This window comes from Spirosoma sp., assembly GCF_026391055.1.
Taxonomy (GTDB): domain Bacteria; phylum Bacteroidota; class Bacteroidia; order Cytophagales; family Spirosomataceae; genus Spirosoma.
This window is the reverse complement of the sequence record NZ_JAPLET010000029.1, coordinates 112,309-129,782: the sequence shown is the minus strand read 5'-3', so window position 1 is coordinate 129,782 and position 17,474 is coordinate 112,309. Positions and strand designations below refer to the sequence as shown.

Annotated in this window: 11 protein-coding genes; 8 read left to right on the top strand and 3 right to left on the bottom strand. The window is 49.8% G+C overall.

The annotated features are described in order from the left end of the window. Positions 1-3: 3 nt before the first annotated feature. The gene (locus tag NT073_RS28475; protein WP_297380783.1) at positions 4-1,545 is read right to left on the bottom strand and encodes a YifB family Mg chelatase-like AAA ATPase; all 1,542 of its coding nucleotides are present in this window, start codon (positions 1,543-1,545) and stop codon (positions 4-6) included. A 1,263-nt stretch (positions 1,546-2,808) separates the two neighbouring features. On the opposite strand from NT073_RS28475, the gene NT073_RS28470 reads away from it, so the two are divergent. The 6 genes from NT073_RS28470 (at position 2,809) to NT073_RS28445 (ending at position 11,332) form a co-directional block, all read left to right on the top strand. Continuing rightward, complete coding sequence (locus tag NT073_RS28470) at positions 2,809-3,255, top strand: cold shock domain-containing protein (protein ID WP_012928552.1); 447 nt, start codon at positions 2,809-2,811, stop codon at positions 3,253-3,255. 443 nt (positions 3,256-3,698) lie between these two features. Continuing rightward, positions 3,699-5,066, top strand: coding sequence for an ATP-binding protein (locus NT073_RS28465; protein ID WP_297380778.1), 1,368 nt, complete (start codon positions 3,699-3,701; stop codon positions 5,064-5,066). Between the two features lie 108 nt (positions 5,067-5,174). Next, complete coding sequence (locus NT073_RS28460) at positions 5,175-6,425, top strand: TolC family protein (RefSeq protein WP_297380775.1); 1,251 nt, start codon at positions 5,175-5,177, stop codon at positions 6,423-6,425. A gap of 23 nt (positions 6,426-6,448) precedes the next feature. Further along, positions 6,449-7,549 carry an efflux RND transporter periplasmic adaptor subunit gene (locus NT073_RS28455; protein ID WP_297380772.1) on the top strand — a complete coding sequence of 367 codons (1,101 nt, stop codon included), beginning with the start codon at positions 6,449-6,451 and terminating at the stop codon, positions 7,547-7,549. 42 nt (positions 7,550-7,591) lie between these two features. Beyond that, positions 7,592-10,720 (top strand): CusA/CzcA family heavy metal efflux RND transporter, encoded by a 3,129-nt coding sequence (locus NT073_RS28450; protein WP_297380769.1) that lies wholly within the window; start codon positions 7,592-7,594, stop codon positions 10,718-10,720. A 222-nt stretch (positions 10,721-10,942) separates the two neighbouring features. Next, positions 10,943-11,332 carry a LytTR family DNA-binding domain-containing protein gene (locus tag NT073_RS28445; protein ID WP_297380766.1) on the top strand — a complete coding sequence of 130 codons (390 nt, stop codon included), beginning with the start codon at positions 10,943-10,945 and terminating at the stop codon, positions 11,330-11,332. Positions 11,333-11,431: 99 nt separating this feature from the next. On the opposite strand, the gene NT073_RS28440 is transcribed toward NT073_RS28445, so the two are convergent. Next, the gene (locus NT073_RS28440; RefSeq protein WP_297380764.1) at positions 11,432-12,436 is read right to left on the bottom strand and encodes a YpdA family putative bacillithiol disulfide reductase; all 1,005 of its coding nucleotides are present in this window, start codon (positions 12,434-12,436) and stop codon (positions 11,432-11,434) included. A gap of 197 nt (positions 12,437-12,633) precedes the next feature. Here NT073_RS28440 and priA point away from each other — a divergent pair, with 197 nt between their 5' ends. Then, the gene (gene priA / locus NT073_RS28435; RefSeq protein WP_297380761.1) at positions 12,634-15,168 is read left to right on the top strand and encodes a primosomal protein N'; all 2,535 of its coding nucleotides are present in this window, start codon (positions 12,634-12,636) and stop codon (positions 15,166-15,168) included. A 106-nt stretch (positions 15,169-15,274) separates the two neighbouring features. Continuing rightward, positions 15,275-16,711, top strand: coding sequence for a pyruvate kinase (pyk, locus tag NT073_RS28430; RefSeq protein WP_297380759.1), 1,437 nt, complete (start codon positions 15,275-15,277; stop codon positions 16,709-16,711). 196 nt (positions 16,712-16,907) lie between these two features. On the opposite strand, the gene NT073_RS28425 is transcribed toward pyk, so the two are convergent. Beyond that, positions 16,908-17,450 carry a DUF5606 domain-containing protein gene (locus NT073_RS28425; protein ID WP_297380756.1) on the bottom strand — a complete coding sequence of 181 codons (543 nt, stop codon included), beginning with the start codon at positions 17,448-17,450 and terminating at the stop codon, positions 16,908-16,910. Between the last annotated feature and the right edge of the window lie 24 nt (positions 17,451-17,474).

The window sequence follows — 17,474 nt, the reverse complement described above, 5'->3', positions numbered from 1 at the left end:
GTTCTACCCCGCCCAGTTCTCCCGGTCCAGGCTCCGGTACTGAATGGCTTCGGCCAGGTGTTCGATGCGGATGTCGTCGGTAGCGGCCAGGTCGGCGATGGTGCGCGACACTTTCAGGATGCGGTCGTAAGCGCGGGCCGATAGACCGAGTCGCTCCATGGCGGTTTTGAGCAATACCCGGCCCGCATCGCTGATCACACAGATTTCTTTCACCAGTTGCGAAGGCATCATGGCGTTAGAATAAATTCCGGCATGGTCTTTAAAGCGTTCAGTTTGAATTTCCCGTGCCCGGATCACCCGCTCGCGAATCACTTCGCTGGGTTCGGCAGGGCGGTTGGCCGTCATCTGATCGAACGACACAGGCGTTACCTCCACATGCAGGTCGATGCGATCGAGGAGCGGCCCGCTGATTTTTGCCAGGTAACGCTGCACGACGCCCGGCCCGCAAACGCATTCTTTTTCGGGGTGGTTGTAGTAACCGCACGGACAAGGGTTCATGCTGGCAATGAGCATAAAGCTGGCCGGAAACTCCACCGCCCATTTGGCCCGTGAAATACTTACTTTTCGATCTTCGAGCGGTTGCCGCATCACTTCCAGCGCGGACCGCTTGAACTCGGGCAATTCATCCAGAAAGAGTACGCCGTTATGGGCGAGCGATATTTCACCCGGCTGCGGAAAACTCCCCCCACCTACCAAAGCCGCATCGGAAATGGTGTGGTGCGGTGACCGGTACGGCCGAGTGGCAATCAGCGTTGCCCGCGTGCCAAGTTTACCCGCTACGGAATGAATTTTTGTCGTTTCGAGGGCCTCCTGCAAGGTTAGTGGCGGCAAAATGGTAGGCAGACGTTTGGCCAGCATCGTTTTCCCGGCGCCCGGCGGTCCGATCATTATCACATTATGCCCACCGGCAGCGGCAATCTCCATGGCCCGCTTTATGTTCTCCTGGCCCTGCACGTGCGAGAAATCGGCATCGTATGCATTGAGCTGGGTCATGAATAAATCGCGGGTGTCGGTTTCTAGCGGGGCGATGTCTTTTTTGCCTTCAAAAAACTCGATGGCTTCCTGAATAGTCGTTACCCCAATTACATCCAGTTGATTAACGATTGAGGCTTCCTGTGCATTTTCGACGGGCAGGACGAACCCCTTATACCCCCGTTTGCGGGCTTCGATAGCAATGGGCAATACCCCCTTAATGGGGCGTAGCGTTCCATCGAGGGCTAATTCGCCCATAATTACATAGTCTTCCAGATTGCGCGCGACCGTTATTTGTTCAGAAGCCTGCAACACACAAAGTCCGATCGGCAAATCGTAGGCAGATCCTTCTTTACGTATATCCGCCGGAGCCAGGTTGACGACCACTTTCTGGCGAGGCATTCGATAGCCGAAGAATTTGAGTGATGCTTCAACCCGCTGTTCACTCTCTTTAACGGCACTATCGGGCAGGCCTACTAAATGAAAATGCAAGCCCTGCGCAACGACAACTTCAATGGTAATAAGACTGGCATTGACGCCGTACACGGCTGCACCGAACGTTTTGGCTAGCATAAATCAGTTTAAGTAAACGATTGGATGGGCTTGGGTTTCAAAACTACAGCCCAACGAGGCAATAAAAAAACGCAGCCTACAGTTTTTGTAGCTGGCTTTTTGAGGACGGATCAAATAAAGGCGTTCAGCCGGAGCTATGCAGTAGATAGAGCGGCCAGGCAGAGTGTCCTTTTTGCCTCGCTGTTCAATTGCTTTAATACGGACGTGTGTCCAATTATTGTGGTGTAGTCCACAGTGGACGAGTTCTGACCAATCTCACTTATCTGATCAACATGCTGTAACAGCTTTTCCAGCTCAGCCGTCATCGTACTCATTAAGGATTTCAGTTCGCAGGCCCGGCACTGACCGATGTACAGGTCACCGTCTGATAGCTGGATCTCTTCGTTACTTTTCCTCTCGACGCAAATGGTCAACATTTTGTAATGGGTACGAAAATCGACCATTGCTACTATCCATTCGGATACTATAGATTCGATCTCTTTACTCTTTACTGCATGGGGACCCTTATAAGACGGTTGATGGTCCATTCAAGCGTTTTGTTTAATCTTTGACCCAAAATAAGCAAAAAATACTAAACAAAATTTACCGTATCAACACATACATCAGAAAATACGCCATATAAAAAAAAAGCGTTTATCGATAACTATAAGTTAACCCGCTGACGTTTAGCATATAATGTTCATGATATAATATACATTTTAGGCGCTTGGCCATGAACGCATGTTTTAACTAAATTTTAATCGAAAATACTTAATCAATCTATTTAGGCTACAATAAGTATTTAAAAAAACTAATTTTCCATTAAAGTATATAAAGATACTTTAAATTTACTAATAAGAGTATAATCACCAGCTTTATATAACTTAAATCTATTGTTATGTTAGGTGAAGAATGTATGTACGCTACTAGAGTTGGCGGAGTAATAGCATTGATATTCCTGACAGGTTGACCTATATTGCCATTAATTTCTCAATGATTAAAATAAAATTAGGTATAGTAACATAATGCCCAACGGCCTTGCCGTCGGGCATTATTTTTTCGAAATACACTTGTTTTGGGCATAGACCACTGTTTATGTGACATTTGATACGATAGAGCAGTAATCAATTCGGTCAGCATCAACTTATTTTCATCATTTGGGGTTCATTATAAGATGGGCGGCTAAATCTGCATTGACAGTCACGTTTTTACTCTTTCTGGACCACCCCTCTACCAACATTGTGCCTTTCCGGCATATTAACCTCACAAGAATTAAACCAAGGGATGGAGACATTTAGTAAAAAAGAAAAAGAGAAGGCAAGACAGAAAAAGAGAAAAGACAAAGAGGAAAAAAGAGAAGATAGAAAAGCCAACGCCACGAAAGGACTTGGCCTTGATGATATGCTCGCCTATGTGGATGAGAACGGGAATATATCATCTACACCACCCGACCCCCGCAAGAAGAAGCGCATTGATCAGGAAGACATTCAGATTGGTGTAGCCAAACAGCAGCCGGGTGACCCTCAGGACCTCGTGCGCCAGGGCGTAGTCACGTTCTTCAACGACTCCAAGGGCTACGGCTTTATCAGAGATTTACAAACCCAGGAAAGTATTTTTGTCCATATCAATGGCCTGAAAGAGCCTATTGGGGAGCAAGATAAAGTAACATTTTCTACTGAAATGACCCCCAAAGGGCCAAATGCAGTGGATGTAAAAAAACTGGTAGCCTAACGTTACAAAATAATATGTGGTATTAGACACCACACTATGACACTATTCGAAAGAAAATGGGGTTGTATGTTTTATACATCGAGCCATGCGGGCGCGTGTACTCATTATTATCCCCTAAGTTATGAGCCAACAAACGTACACCTCCATCCCCCCGACCTCTGATAGCGTCTACTGGATGCTTAAATCTTCGGACGGGAAAACCAGCATTTTTGTGCCTCGGGATAAAGAGCTTGATCGACGATTAAAAGTTAAGTTTCAAGCTGAGGTTGCTGCCAGAACATCGCCTAAGCGTAAACGGTAGGGGTCGTAGTTAGTGACTTATTTGTTTGTAATAGCATGGCCCGGCCCCAAAGCCGGGCTTTTTATATACAAGACAGTATATTACCTGAACCAACGGCCCCTGTTCCAGCCTACTATGATCAGGGATTGAAAGCTGAACAAATATGACCATCCGCAACCGTATCTCAGGCCAGTTTACCTTAATTGTTGCCTCCATTCTGATTGGGTTCTCGTTGTTGATCTATCTGGTATCAGCTACGTATCGACGGGAAGAATTTTACGAGCGGCTCAAAAACAAAGCCCGTACTACGGTTCGATTTCTGGTCGAAGTGAAAGAAGTGGATAACGACCTGCTTCGAATTATTGACCGGAATACCCTGACGGCCTTAATCGACGAAAAAGTACTTATCCTCAACGAGAAGAATGAGCTGGTGTACAGCAGCGTAGACGACCATCCCGTTCGATACCAACCCGGCTTGCTTGATACAGTTCGTAAAACCCATGAAGTGGAGACGACAAACGGCGAAAATGAACTGGTTGGTATTTTGTACGAAGCCAATGGGCAACGGCTCGTTGTTCTGGCATCGGCCTACGACCAGTTTGGGCAAAGTAAACTGGCCAATCTGCGGCTGACCCTTTTCTGGGGGCTCCTGGGCGGTATTGCGCTTACCGTAGGGCTGGGTTTTTTCTTTGCCGGGCAGTCGCTCCAACCAATTGGCCATATTAATCAGCAGGTACAAACCATCACGGCACGTAACCTGCGTCAACGACTCGATGAGGGCCGACGACAGGATGAAATTGATCAACTAGCCGTCAATTTCAATGCGGTTCTTCAACGACTTGAGCAGGCCTTCGAGCAGCAGCGGAGTTTTGTGTCGCACGCATCGCATGAGCTACGGACCCCATTGGCCGCACTCAAATCCGAAATTCAACTGGGTCTCCGGCGACCTCTTTCCGCTGAACGCCATACCGAAATTCTTCAGAACCTGCTTACCGACACCGACAGGCTCATTGCCCTCTCCAATAGTTTGCTGGTATTAGCACGTACGCTGGAAAACCTGGAGGCCGTCACAATGCGTGTTGTGCGGCTCGACGATGTGCTTTTTACCGCGCAGGATGAACTACTCGCCACGCACCCCGACTACATTGTTCACGTTCAATACGACCAGATTCCGGATTCGGATACCGGCACATCGGTAGTAGGCAACGAAGCTTTATTGGTAAGGGTTGTCCTGAACCTGCTCGACAATGCCTGTAAATACGCCCCGGACCACCGCGCGCAAGTACGAATAGGCACGCAGGGCGACTATGTCTGGCTGAGTGTAACCGATGCGGGCATTGGCCTTAGTGCCGACGAGAAACTTCACATTTTTGAGCCCTTCTATCGGGCACCGGGCGCCACAGAATTCGCAGGCTTTGGCGTTGGGCTGGCAATTTGTGCCCGGATCATGGAACTCCACGCGGGTCAAATTCAGGTAGACAGTGATCCAGGAAAGGGCAGTACGTTTAAAGTAATATTAAAAAAAGCTTAGAAAATTATTAATCAAAGATTAAATTTTAATATTTTTCTAATCTTCGTCATCAGGTCTTCCTGACTAGTATTCAGCAACTTTGCAGGGTGTATTAACAAAACCACCGTAATGCGTTTCTGGATATTTTTAATCCTTCTGCTTTTAACCTACCGGGGCGAAGCACAGGATTCTCTGCGGCTCACGCGCCAGCAGGCTGATAGTGTATTTCTCAAAAATAATCTCCTGTTACTGGCCGAACGATTTCGGATCGACGTTAGCCAGGCGCAGATTTTACAGGCTAGCCTGCGCGACAACCCTACTGCCAGTTTTGAGTTTAGTGCGTTCAACAACCAAACGAACCGGGTTGCGGATGTAGGCCGTGGGGGCGAAAAAATCATTTCCATTCAACAACTGCTGTACACCGCCGGGAAGCGCAACAAGCGAATTGCGCTGGCTACCGAAGCCGCCCGCCTAACCGAACTCGAACTACTCGACTTGCTGCGTGGCCTTCGGTTCGACCTGCGTAGCCGGTTTTACGCAATCTATTTTCAGCAGCAGACCCTTGCCAGGTACGATCGTCAGATTGCCACCATTCAGACAACCGTAACGGCCTACGAACGCGAATACAACCGCAACAACGTCTCCCTGCGAGAGTTACTTCGGCTCAAAGCACTGCTGTTTCAGCTCAGCAATGACCGCACCGAAATCCAGTTCCAGCTTGCTGAAGATCAACGTACTATCAGAACGTTGCTTTCTGTTACCCAGCCTGTTCAGCCCATTGTACGCAATGAAGCCCTGACCCGGTATCGTATTCCGGCACAGTCCGACGACTCCCTTCGGCAGTTAGCCCTGCGCAATCGTCCGGATTTGCAGGCGGCTCAATCGCTCATTAAACAGGCGGAGTTAAATTATAATTTACAGCAGGCGCTGGCCCGGCCCGACCTGCGCGTGGGGGGCACCTACGATCAGAATGGCAGCTATATCCCCAATTATGTAGGGCTGTCAGTTGGTATGGACCTGCCGGTGTTCAACCGTAATCAGGGCGCGATCCGGGCGGCCAAAAGTCAGATCAGCTACCAAAGTCAACTGGCCCGACAACGCATCATGCAGGTAACCAACGAGGTGGCCACTGCCCTGCAAAAAGTACGTGATGTGGAGCAGATGGTCCAATCCGTAGAAGGTCGGTTTACGGATCAGTTCGAACAGCTGAACCAGGGGGTTGTCACCAGCTTCCAGAAAGGCAACATATCTCTGCTGGAGTTTGTCGACCTGATTGAAACCTATAATGAAAGTGTTCGGCAGCTCAATCGACTCAAAGCCGACCGTGTCAACGCCTACGAAGAATTAAACTACCTCATCGGCGACGACCTGTTCAACTAATGCATTCCTTTATCCTACTGAAAATGAAAATTTCGCCCTTTTTGCGTCTTACTATTTTTTGTTTAGCCATTGCCCTTACGGCCCTGCTGCCGGGTTGCCACCCCAAACCAGCCACTCAGGAAGCTACCGCCTTTATGCTGTCGGACACGATGCTGAGCCGGATTCGGATCGATACCGCCCGCATCCAGTCGGTGCGCAGCGAACTCACCCTGGTAGGCCGCATTATGGCCGATGAGAATCGGGTTATCGAGGTATTCCCACTGGTGGGAGGTAACGTAGAGAACGTAAAAGTGGAACTGGGCGATTATGTCCGGAAGGGGCAAACGCTGGCCACTATACGTTCGGGCGAGGTTGCCGATTTCGAACGCCAGAACACCCAGGCAGAGGCCGATCTGCTACTAGCCGAAAAAAACCTTCGAGTAGCTCAGGACTTGTTTGAAAGCAAGCTCAATTCGCAGCGAGAAGTCATTGCGGCTCAGAAAGAAGTGGAGCGGGCACAGGCCGAAGTGAGTCGGATTAAAGAAGTATACCGGATTTATGGCGTTGGCAAATCGTCGACTTATATCGTCAAGGCACCCATCGACGGCTATATAATCCAGAAAAATGTAAACCAGGGCACACAGCTTCGCTCTGATAATGCCAACAGTCTCTTTACGGTAGGACAAATCAGTGAAGTGTGGGTGCTGGCCAACGTAAACGAAAGTGATATTGGTCGGGTAAAACCCGGCATGACGGCCGACATCCAGACTCTCGCCTACCCCGACGAATTATTTCACGGACGGGTGGATAAGCTCTACACCGTTCTTGATCCTGGCACCAAAGCCATGACCGTGCGCATCCGGCTGCCAAATCCGGGCCTGAAGCTGCGTCCCGAAATGCATACCACCGTTACTCTGCGGTACGACGATGGGGGACAGTTGGTAACGGTACCGGCCGGATCGGTCATTTTCGATAAGTCAAAGCATTTTGTGATGGTTTTCCGGGGCCGCTCCGATATAGAAACGCGTGAGGTAACGTTGCTGAAATCGCTGGGCGATGTCGCGTACATACGCACGGGCGTAAAGGCTGGTGAACGGGTCATCTCTCAGAATCAACTGTTAGTGTACGATGCGCTGAATGATTAACGGCGCTTTTCTATCTCTCCCACTAACTCCCCCATTTAGTCAATGAACGCTTTTATACGTAACGTAGTGGGTTTTTCGCTGAAAAACCGCTTTTTCATCTTCTTCATGACGATCGCGTTGATCATAGCCGGTATTGCCAGCTACATGACCACCCCGCTCGAAGCATTCCCGGACGTAACCAATACCCAGATCATTGTGGTGACGGAGTGGAATGGCCGCTCCGCCGAGGAGATTGAGCGATTTGTGACCGTACCTATCGAAGTGGGCATGAACTCCGTACAGCGCAAAACCAGCGTCCGTTCCATTACTATGTTCGGACTAAGTATCATCAAGATCATATTCGAGGATGATGTAGAGGACTTCTTTGCCCGGCAGCAGGTCAATAACCAGCTTCGTTCGATCTCGTTACCAGAAGGCGTATCGCCCGATGTGCAGCCTCCTTATGGCCCCACCGGCGAAATCTTCCGGTTTACCCTCCAGTCGCCCAACCGCGACAGCCGCGAACTGCTTACCCTCCACAACTGGGTCATTGACCGCCAACTCCGAAGCGTAGCGGGTGTAGCCGATGTGGTCGCCTTTGGCGGACGGGAAAAAAGCTACGAAATCCGGGTAAACCCTACGCAACTGGCCAAATACGACATTACCCCACTGGAGGTTTACCAGGCCGTTACCCGCAGCAACATCAACGTTGGGGGCGATGTGATCGAGCGAAACGGACAAGCGTATGTGGTTCGGGGTATTGGTCTGCTTACCTCCATTGCCGACATAGAAAACCTGATTGTAGAGGATTTGTCGGGAAACCCGGTACTGATCAAGAATGTAGCCGAAGTCGCCGAGTCGAACTTGCCGCGCGTTGGCCAGGTTGGGCTGGATAAAGATGACGATGTGGTAGAAGGTATCGTGGTGATGCGAAAAAACGAGAACCCAAGCGAGGTACTGGAGCGGGTAAAAGCCAAAATCGAGGATCTGAACACCCGCATTTTACCGTCGGATGTGAAGATGGTTACGTTTTACGACCGCGATAACCTCATTTCGTTCTGCACCCGTACCGTACTGCACAACCTGACGGAAGGAATCATTCTGGTAACGGTCATCGTGTTTCTGTTCATGGCCGACTGGCGGACTACCGTTATCGTATCCATCATCATTCCGCTGGCGTTGCTGTTTGCATTTATGTGCCTCAAGCTGCGCGGCATGTCGGCTAACCTGCTGTCGATGGGTGCGGTGGATTTCGGCATTATCGTTGATGGTGCCGTGGTGATGGTAGAGGGAATATTTGTCACCCTCGATCATCAGGCGCACCGCGTTGGCATGACCAAGTTCAACCGCATGGCGAAGCTGGGCCTGATCAAAAAGACGGGGGGCGAGTTGGGCAAAGCCGTTTTCTTCTCCAAGCTGATTATCATTACGGCCCTACTGCCCATCTTCTCGTTTCAGAAAGTAGAGGGTAAAATGTTTTCACCCCTAGCCTGGACGCTCGGGTTTGCCTTGTTAGGTGCGCTGCTCTTCACCCTGACGCTGGTGCCGGTACTTTGCTCCATCTTATTGAAAAAGAATGTTCGGGAAAAGAACAACCCCCTGGTCAACTTCTTCGACCGGACTGTTATGGCGGGCTTCACCTGGTGCTTTGCTCACCGGAAAGTCAGCCTTATTGCGGCTATTGGCTTCATGGCAGTAACATTTTTTTCAGCTTCCCTGCTGGGATCGGAGTTTTTACCGACCCTCAACGAAGGCGCACTCTGGGTAGAGGCTAAACTTCCGATGAGCAGTTCACTCAACCAAACGGTGGGCATGGTCCGTACGTTACGGCAAAAGCTGATGGACTTTCCGGAAGTAAATGGGGTACTGTCTCAAACAGGCCGGTCCAATGATGGTACGGACCCATCCGGTTTTTATTACGTTCAGATGCAGGTTAACCTGAAGCCAAAAGACGAGTGGCCCGAACGTCGACCCGGCCACAAGCTCACCACCGACGAACTCATCGAGGAAATGGACGGTCGGCTCAAGCAGTTTCAGGGCATCAACTACAATTACTCGCAGCCCATCATCGACAACGTGGCCGAAGCTGTGGCCGGTATGAACGCCAGTAATGCCGTCAAGATCTTTGGCGACGACCTCGAAACGCTCGACAAAATGGCGAATAAAGTCATTGGTGCCATTCGGGATGTGCCGGGCGTAAAAGACGTTGGTATCCTGCGCAACATCGGCCAGCCCGAAATCAGCGTTCTGTTCGACGACCGGAAAATGGCTTTATACGGCGTCTCTACGGCCGATGCGCAATCGGTTATCGAGATGGCGATTGGGGGTAAAACGGCTTCTGTGCTGTACGAAGGCGAGCGAAAATTCGACATTCGGGTCCGGTATGGCGAAGATTACCGGCGTACGGAAGATGACATCATGCGACTGATGGTTCCCACGTTGCGGGGCAATAAAATTCCTCTGCGGGAGATTGCTACCCTGCGTGCTATAACAGGCCCTGCTTTTGTATACCGCGACAACAACAAGCGATTTATTGGAGTAAAATTCTCGGTGCGGGAGCGTGATCTGGGCAGTACCATTGCCGAAGCACAGCAACGGGTCAACGAAGCCATAAAAGACCTCCCCAAAGGGTATGGCATTAACTGGACGGGTGAGTTTGAGAACCAGGTTCGGGCCACCGCCCGACTCAGCCAGGTAGTGCCCATCAGCCTGGCGACCATCTTCGTGATTCTGTTTATTCTGTTCGGAAGTGCCAAAGATGCGGGGCTGGTGTTGCTTAACGTACCGTTTGCGCTTATTGGCGGTATTCTGGCCCTGCATGCTACCGGTATGAATTTCGGAATCTCGGCGGGAGTAGGTTTTATCGCCCTGTTTGGCATCTGTGTGCAGAACGGCGTTATACTGATTTCGGTCTTTAACAATAACCGTAAGGCCCGAATACCACTGGATGAAGCTATCCGGGAAGGCGTTAAATCGCGGGTTCGGCCGGTAGTAATGACAGCCCTTATGGCAGCTATCGGTTTGCTGCCGGCGGCTGTCTCAACGGGTATTGGCTCGGAAACGCAGAAGCCACTAGCCATTGTAGTGATTGGCGGCTTAATTACCGCAACGATCCTGACGCTGCTGATCTTTCCGATCATCTACCGGCTATTCAACCGAAAACAAGGTACACATGCGTTTACAGTTGAATAAAAACTGATCAGCATTATGAGCTGCTTTTGAACAGTAGGCGCTAAGACCGTTTTGCTTCATTCATTCACTTACTTTTTATCGCCGTTCAGCTACCATTCACGGTTGTTGACAACAAAAATCATATTTCAGCTACCTGACTGATTAGATTTGGTCTGTCACAGAGAAGAAGTCCTTGTTTTCTGTGACAGACCAAATCTAATCCAACTTTAAAAATAGCGAATTATGGTACCCTATCCTCCCCATGCAAGAACGCCAATCCCCACCGACGGTATCAGAATGTACGTCCGGGAAGCGGGGCAACTCATTTTTCCAGTATCGGATTTAATCTATTTACAAGCCACCGGCAATTATAGCTGGCTCTACTGGAAAGATGGCCAGCGTATGCTGATGCCGCGCACATTGAAGTACTACGTACCTCAGCTACCAGCTAAGTGGTTCGTTCGGCTACACCGCAACTGTATTGTCAACTTAAACTACATCGAACGAATGGAGCGGGACGACCCAGACAAAGGTGGTCTGGTTTACCTGCGTTCGGGCGTTGTTTTGCCGGTATCGCGTCGGCGCTGGTTTGCCGCTAAACGGCTTTTCCAGATGAATAAACTCACGAATTAGTGGAATAGGTGATTAGTGAAGTGGGTGGAATATGTGAAATGGGTAGACAGTTCTTCCTCTACTTACTTTCACATACTCCACCCACTTCCTAGCCACCTACTAAATTCGTTGAATAAGCTCGGCTACCTTGTGTACCTCACGACCCACAATGTGGTCGATGATGGCCTGGGCATGTTCCCGGCCATTTTCTATAAAGACCTTCTCTGTAAAAATACCCGCCATAACTGTGCCGCAGACATACAGGCCGGGAACAGTGGTTTCAAACGTTTCTTTATTATAAACAGGCACCTGCGTGGCTGCATCCAGCTCAATACCGCACCGGCGCAATAGTTCAGCATCAGGGATATAGCCCGTCAGCACAAAAACAAAATCGGCGGGCAATTGCGTTTCTTCGCCAGTTTTCAGATTATTGATCGTTACCGATTTCTCGTCAACCTGCGTCACGCACGAATTGAAAGCAGTCTTTATCCGCCCTTCCTTCACCCGATTTTTCACATCGGGCACAAGCCAGTATTTCACCGTACTCCGGAAATCGTCGCCCCGATGAACAATGGTGATGTTTACATCGTGGCGGTATAGCTCCAAAGCCGCTTCAACCGCCGAATTAGAGCCTCCGATGAGAACAACATTGGTAAACGAATACTTGAACGGTTCGTCGTAATAGTGCGACACATGGGGTAAGTTCTCGCCTGGTATGTTGAGCCAGCGCGGCCGGGTAAAGTATCCCGTTGCCATAATCACTTTATGGGCCTGATAGGCAGCACCGGCTTTGGTTGTCACCGTAAAAAGTTCACCTTCTTTTTGCACCTGCCAGACCTCCTGAAACAACTCAAAATTGAGGTGATAGTAGGCTGCTGCTTTGCGGTAGTATTGGAGTGCTTCGTCACGACCGGCTTTCACGTCCGATATGGCAAACGGCAACCCACCTATTTCAATGTTTTCCGCCGTCGAGAAAAATCGCATTCGGCGCGGATACTGACGGATCGACTCCGTCAAACTACCCATTTCCAGAATCAAGTGGCTGAGTCCCGCTTTAGCCGCTTCGATGCCAGCCGCTAATCCACAGGGACCTCCACCAACAATAATGACGTCGTATGTCTGCATAGCGTAATAAGTCTGCCCGATTGTCTACTGGACTATATATCTGAGCTACAGACCTAACAAGTAAAAAGTCCTCAAAGGTTGCGCTTCGAGGACTTTTTACCAGCAATTTTTGCGGAGATCGCCCCTGGTTCGTTTTATTTCCAGGGGCACTGGCTGGAGGTTTTCTGTGTATCTTTACTGAACGACCTGACTAGATTGTGGAAAACCAAGCTACTACGTTATTTTCATCATTTGATAGTGATGAAGTAACATTCTTCGCCGATTTGATCTTACCCATTCCCGTACCTAAATTATTCACCTACCGGGTACCAAGAGGCATGGCGGAAGTGCTAAAAATCGGTGCCAGAGTTATAGTGCCATTCGGCAAAAAAAACGGCAGAGTCTTTACTGCTATCGTGGCAAGGCTGCATAACACTCCCCCAACCGGCTATCAGGCACGTTACATCAATGAAACCCTGGACGAGTACCCTTTAACTACAAGCTACCAGTTAGAACTTTTTAGGTGGATTGCAGACTATTACATGTGCTGTATCGGCGAGGTCATGAATGTAGCCCTTCCATCAGGATTAAAGATTTCCAGTCAGTCCAAAGTGCAGTTCAATCCCGATTTCAGCTACCCTGAACTGCTCACTGAATTTGAAGAAACCCTGCTTACCGAACTCAAAAAACATCCGGCTCTATCGTACGATGAAGTAGGGCGTTTAGCCGGCGACGGGGTTAATGTAGCGGCCCTGATTAAATCGCTGGTCGAGAAAAAGGCGATTATCGTATTTGAAGAAGTCCGGGAAAAATACACGCCTAAAATGGTTCGAAAGATCCGTCTTCACCGGACCTACGAAGAGCGCGAACAACTTCTTGTTTTACTGCAACGGCTCGAAAAACTGCCCAAACAGCAGGAGGTTGTTATGCGGTACCTGAGCCATGTTCCCTTGCAGCGCACACCAGCCTTGAATGAAAAAGGGCTTGATAAAACCATTCTAAACCAGGACGATGAGCTATCGCAATCGTCGCTGGCCACGCTGCTCAAAAATCAGGTTTTCGAAACGTTCGATGTTATCCAGCCTCGCTTTTCGGACAATGGTTCACCCGATGGTTTACAAACTGAAATTAAGCTAACCGATGCCCAGCGGACGGCTTCGAATCAGATCATGGCGCAGTTCGACCAGCATAACGTTGTTCTTCTGCACGGCATCACCGGCAGCGGTAAGACTGAAGTTTACATCGACCTGATTCAGCAGGCACTCGGCAGCGGCTCTCAGGTACTCTATCTCCTCCCCGAAATTGCCCTTACCACCCAGATCGTTGTACGCCTGCAACGAGTATTCGGGGATAAAATGGGAATTTATCACTCCAAATTTTCGGATAACGAACGCGTGGAGGTTTGGAAAGGCGTTGTTTCCGGTCAGTATCAGTTTGTAGTGGGTGTGCGCTCGGCGGTGTTTTTACCATTCGATAATCTTGGGCTCATTATTGTAGATGAAGAACACGAAACCAGTTATAAACAACATGACCCGGCTCCGCGCTACCACGCCCGCGATGTAGCCATTATGCTGGCGCACTGGCAGCAGGCTAAGGTGCTGCTGGGTTCGGCCACGCCCTCACTCGAAACGTACTACCAGGCCAAGCAGGGCCGTTACGGGCTGGTAGAATTATTTCAACGCTTTGGTGAGGCTACCCTGCCCAACATCATGCTGGTGAACATGCAGCAGGAGAAAAAGCAGAAGACGCTGAGAAATGAGTTCTCATCGGTATTGCTGGGCGCACTGGAAGCCAACATGGAGCGCAAAGAACAAAGCATTCTGTTCCAGAACCGCCGGGGGTATTCGCCCTACATGCAATGCGAAGACTGCGACTGGACCGCCGAGTGTCCCAACTGTGCCGTCAGCTTAACGTATCACCAGCGCGATGCCGAGTTGCGGTGTCACTATTGCGGCCATAAAGAAGGGGTACCGCGTATGTGCCCCACCTGCGGGTCTACCAAGGTGAAGACCATCGGCTTTGGTACAGAGAAGCTGGAAGACCAACTCCAGATTTTCTTTCCGCAGTCGCGGGTGCTGCGCATGGATTTGGACACCACCCGCGCTAAAAACGCCTATCAGCAGATCATTCAGGAATTTGAGGGCGGGCAGGTCGATATTCTGGTAGGTACCCAGATGATTACCAAAGGGCTGGACTTCGACAATGTTAGTCTGGTTGGCATTTTCGACGCCGACCGGCTTATCCATTTTCCTGATTTCCGCGCTACCGAACGGGCGTTTCAGATGATTACCCAAGTAAGTGGCCGGGCGGGTCGGCGGGCGGGTCGTCAGGGAACGGTGTTGATTCAGACCAGCAATCCACAGCAGCCGATTCTGCAAAAAGTTATCGACAACGACTACAAAGGGTTATATACCGAAGAACTTCAGGAACGGCAGGATTTTAATTACCCGCCTTTTTCGCGGCTCATCAAGCTAACCGTTCGCCACACCGACCGGGCCATTAGTCACCAGGCCGCCGAACGACTGGCCGCCGAACTAATCGACGCGCTGGGAAGCAGCCGGGTACTGGGCCCCGAAGAACCGCTGGTCGAGCGTATCCGAAACCAGTTCCTGTTTGACATCCTGATCAAGATCGAACGTGATAAAGTAAACATAAAAGCGGTGAAAACGTACATTCAGGATCGCATCAACGACATCCTCACCGATAAAGGATTGCGGCAGGTAAGTATCGTAGCCGACGTGGATTGTTTATGAGTTCGTCTACTCTTACTGTAAAATTTCAGTAAATACCACCGTTTATCAGCCCATACGGTTATTTTTGCACCGGCTTCTGGCCGATTTTGCCCAATTTTCCCGTCCCATGTCAAAGAAAACCAAGATTGTGGCCACTATTGGTCCGGCTTCCGAAACGAAAGAGCAGTTGCTGGCACTCGCCAAAGCTGGTGTAAACGTTTTCCGGCTCAATTTCTCCCACGGCACCCACGAAGATCACCTGATGCGGCTTACCCGCATCCGCGAGCTAAATGCAGAACATAACCTCCACCTGTGCATATTACAGGATTTGCAGGGGCCAAAGATCCGCATTGGTAATGTTGAAAATAAAGATGGGGTCACGATCGTTGCCGGTCAGGAACTTATCTTCACTAACGACGACATTATTGGTACCGCCGAGCGTGTTAGTACCCCGTACAAAAACATGTACCGCGATGTACACCCCGGCGAACGGATTCTGATGGACGACGGCAAATTAGAAGTGCGCGTTCTCCGCAAAGAAGGTACCGATGTCGTTACGGAAGTCGTTTACGGTGGCTCTATGAAGTCAAAAAAAGGCGTAAACCTGCCTAACACAAAAGTATCGATGCCCGCCGTTACCGAAAAAGACTGGGCTGATCTGGAGTTTGGCCTGGAGCACGATGCCGAATGGATTGCCCTTTCGTTTGTTCGGGAAGCGTCCGAAATCCTCGAAATCAAGGAATACATTAAGTCAAAAGGCAAGAAAAGTCGCGTTATTGCGAAAATTGAAAAGCCCGAAGCTATTCAGAATATCGACGAAATCATTGCCGCTACAGACGGCCTGATGGTAGCCCGCGGTGACCTCGGCGTTGAGTTGCCGGCCGAAGAGGTACCGATGATTCAGAAGATGCTCGTTGAGAAGTGCAATCGGGCCGCCAAGCCGGTTATTGTGGCTACGCAGATGCTGGAAAGCATGATCGATGCCCCACGTCCTACGCGCGCGGAAGTCAATGACATTGCCAACTCAGTAATGGATGGCGCAGATGCTGTTATGCTGAGTGCAGAAACTGCGTCGGGTAAATACCCGGTTCTGGCGGTTGAGAGCATGGCCAACACCATTCGGCAGGTTGAGCAATCGACCGATAAAATTTACTATCGCTACCATGCCCAGGTAAATGAGCAGCCAAGCGAGAACGTCATCAACGACAACGTGGTGATGAGTGCCTGCCGACTGGCGCGTGATACGAAAGCAAAAGCCATTATTGGCATTACCAACTCCGGCTACACAGCGGTACGGCTGTCGCACCACCGCCCCAAAGCCGATCTGTTCGTATTCTCCAATGACGCCCAACTGCGAAATACACTGGGACTTTATTGGGGCGTTCAGGTAATACCTTACGAGCCAGATCTAAACTTAACCATCGACCAGACGGTAGAAGGTATCAAACAAACACTCGTTGGTCAGGGCCAGCTGGAATCGGGCGATATTTTCATCAATACGCTCAGTATGCCCCTTACTCAGGCCCGCCGGACAAATACGGTGAAACTGAGTACGGTAGATTAGTAAATTCGTGGAGTAGTGGCGTGAGTGAAATAGAGTCAGACCAACCATTTCACTCACGCCACTACTTCACTTACTTCACCAATCAGCAACTAAAAAGCCGCGAAACCAATGGTCATCGCGGCTTTTCTGTTCTCACTGAAAATGAAGAATTTTATTCGTCTTACCTGGGTTACTAACCCATCTGGTAAACGTATGTTTAGGCTTTTTGCGATTTAGACGCTTTCTTTTCCTGGGCAACCGACGCTTCTTCGGCAGGCGCTTCATTTATTACCGGAGTTTCTTCGGCTACTGGTGCCTCTTCGACGGTCGTTTCGTCAGCAGGCGCATCAGCAACCACCTCAAAAACCTCCGGGGCATACTGACGCAGGATACTGTACCAGGTAATCAGTTTCTTAATGTCGGTAGTCCGAACGCGCTCACGGTCGTACGCAGGCACAACAGACGCCATAAAATCCGCTAATTCGTTGTTCGAGCCCTTCGGATCGACCGTTAGCGTATCGCCGTATTTTTCATTGATTGCCAGTAAAACCTGACCCAGCGCGATGGATTGTTCTTCACTATCGTCATCAACATAAATCGAAATATCGCTCAACACTGATACCCGAGCCGTTGGCCCCATCATGGTTTTCGCTTTCTTTTCGTCTAATGACTCAACAATTACACCGGCCCGTCCGGGTTTCAGAATTCGGTAAAGGCCGCTGTAGCCAGCCACATTGGCAATCTGTTTTAATGGTTCCATAGAGAGACTTTGTAAATTGGTAAC

Excerpts from the sequence above, each read along its gene's own strand:
- NT073_RS28470 (WP_012928552.1), top strand. The coding sequence starts at position 2,809 with ATGGAGACATTTAGTAAAAAAGAAAAAGAGAAGGCAAGACAGAAAAAG.
- NT073_RS28445 (WP_297380766.1), top strand. The coding sequence starts at position 10,943 with ATGGTACCCTATCCTCCCCATGCAAGAACGCCAATCCCCACCGACGGT.
- NT073_RS28425 (WP_297380756.1), bottom strand. The coding sequence starts at position 17,450 with ATGGAACCATTAAAACAGATTGCCAATGTGGCTGGCTACAGCGGCCTT.
- NT073_RS28460 (WP_297380775.1), top strand. The coding sequence starts at position 5,175 with ATGCGTTTCTGGATATTTTTAATCCTTCTGCTTTTAACCTACCGGGGC.
- pyk (WP_297380759.1), top strand. The coding sequence starts at position 15,275 with ATGTCAAAGAAAACCAAGATTGTGGCCACTATTGGTCCGGCTTCCGAA.
- NT073_RS28455 (WP_297380772.1), top strand. The coding sequence starts at position 6,449 with ATGAAAATTTCGCCCTTTTTGCGTCTTACTATTTTTTGTTTAGCCATT.
- NT073_RS28465 (WP_297380778.1), top strand. The coding sequence starts at position 3,699 with ATGACCATCCGCAACCGTATCTCAGGCCAGTTTACCTTAATTGTTGCC.
- NT073_RS28475 (WP_297380783.1), bottom strand. The coding sequence starts at position 1,545 with ATGCTAGCCAAAACGTTCGGTGCAGCCGTGTACGGCGTCAATGCCAGT.
- NT073_RS28450 (WP_297380769.1), top strand. The coding sequence starts at position 7,592 with ATGAACGCTTTTATACGTAACGTAGTGGGTTTTTCGCTGAAAAACCGC.
- NT073_RS28440 (WP_297380764.1), bottom strand. The coding sequence starts at position 12,436 with ATGCAGACATACGACGTCATTATTGTTGGTGGAGGTCCCTGTGGATTA.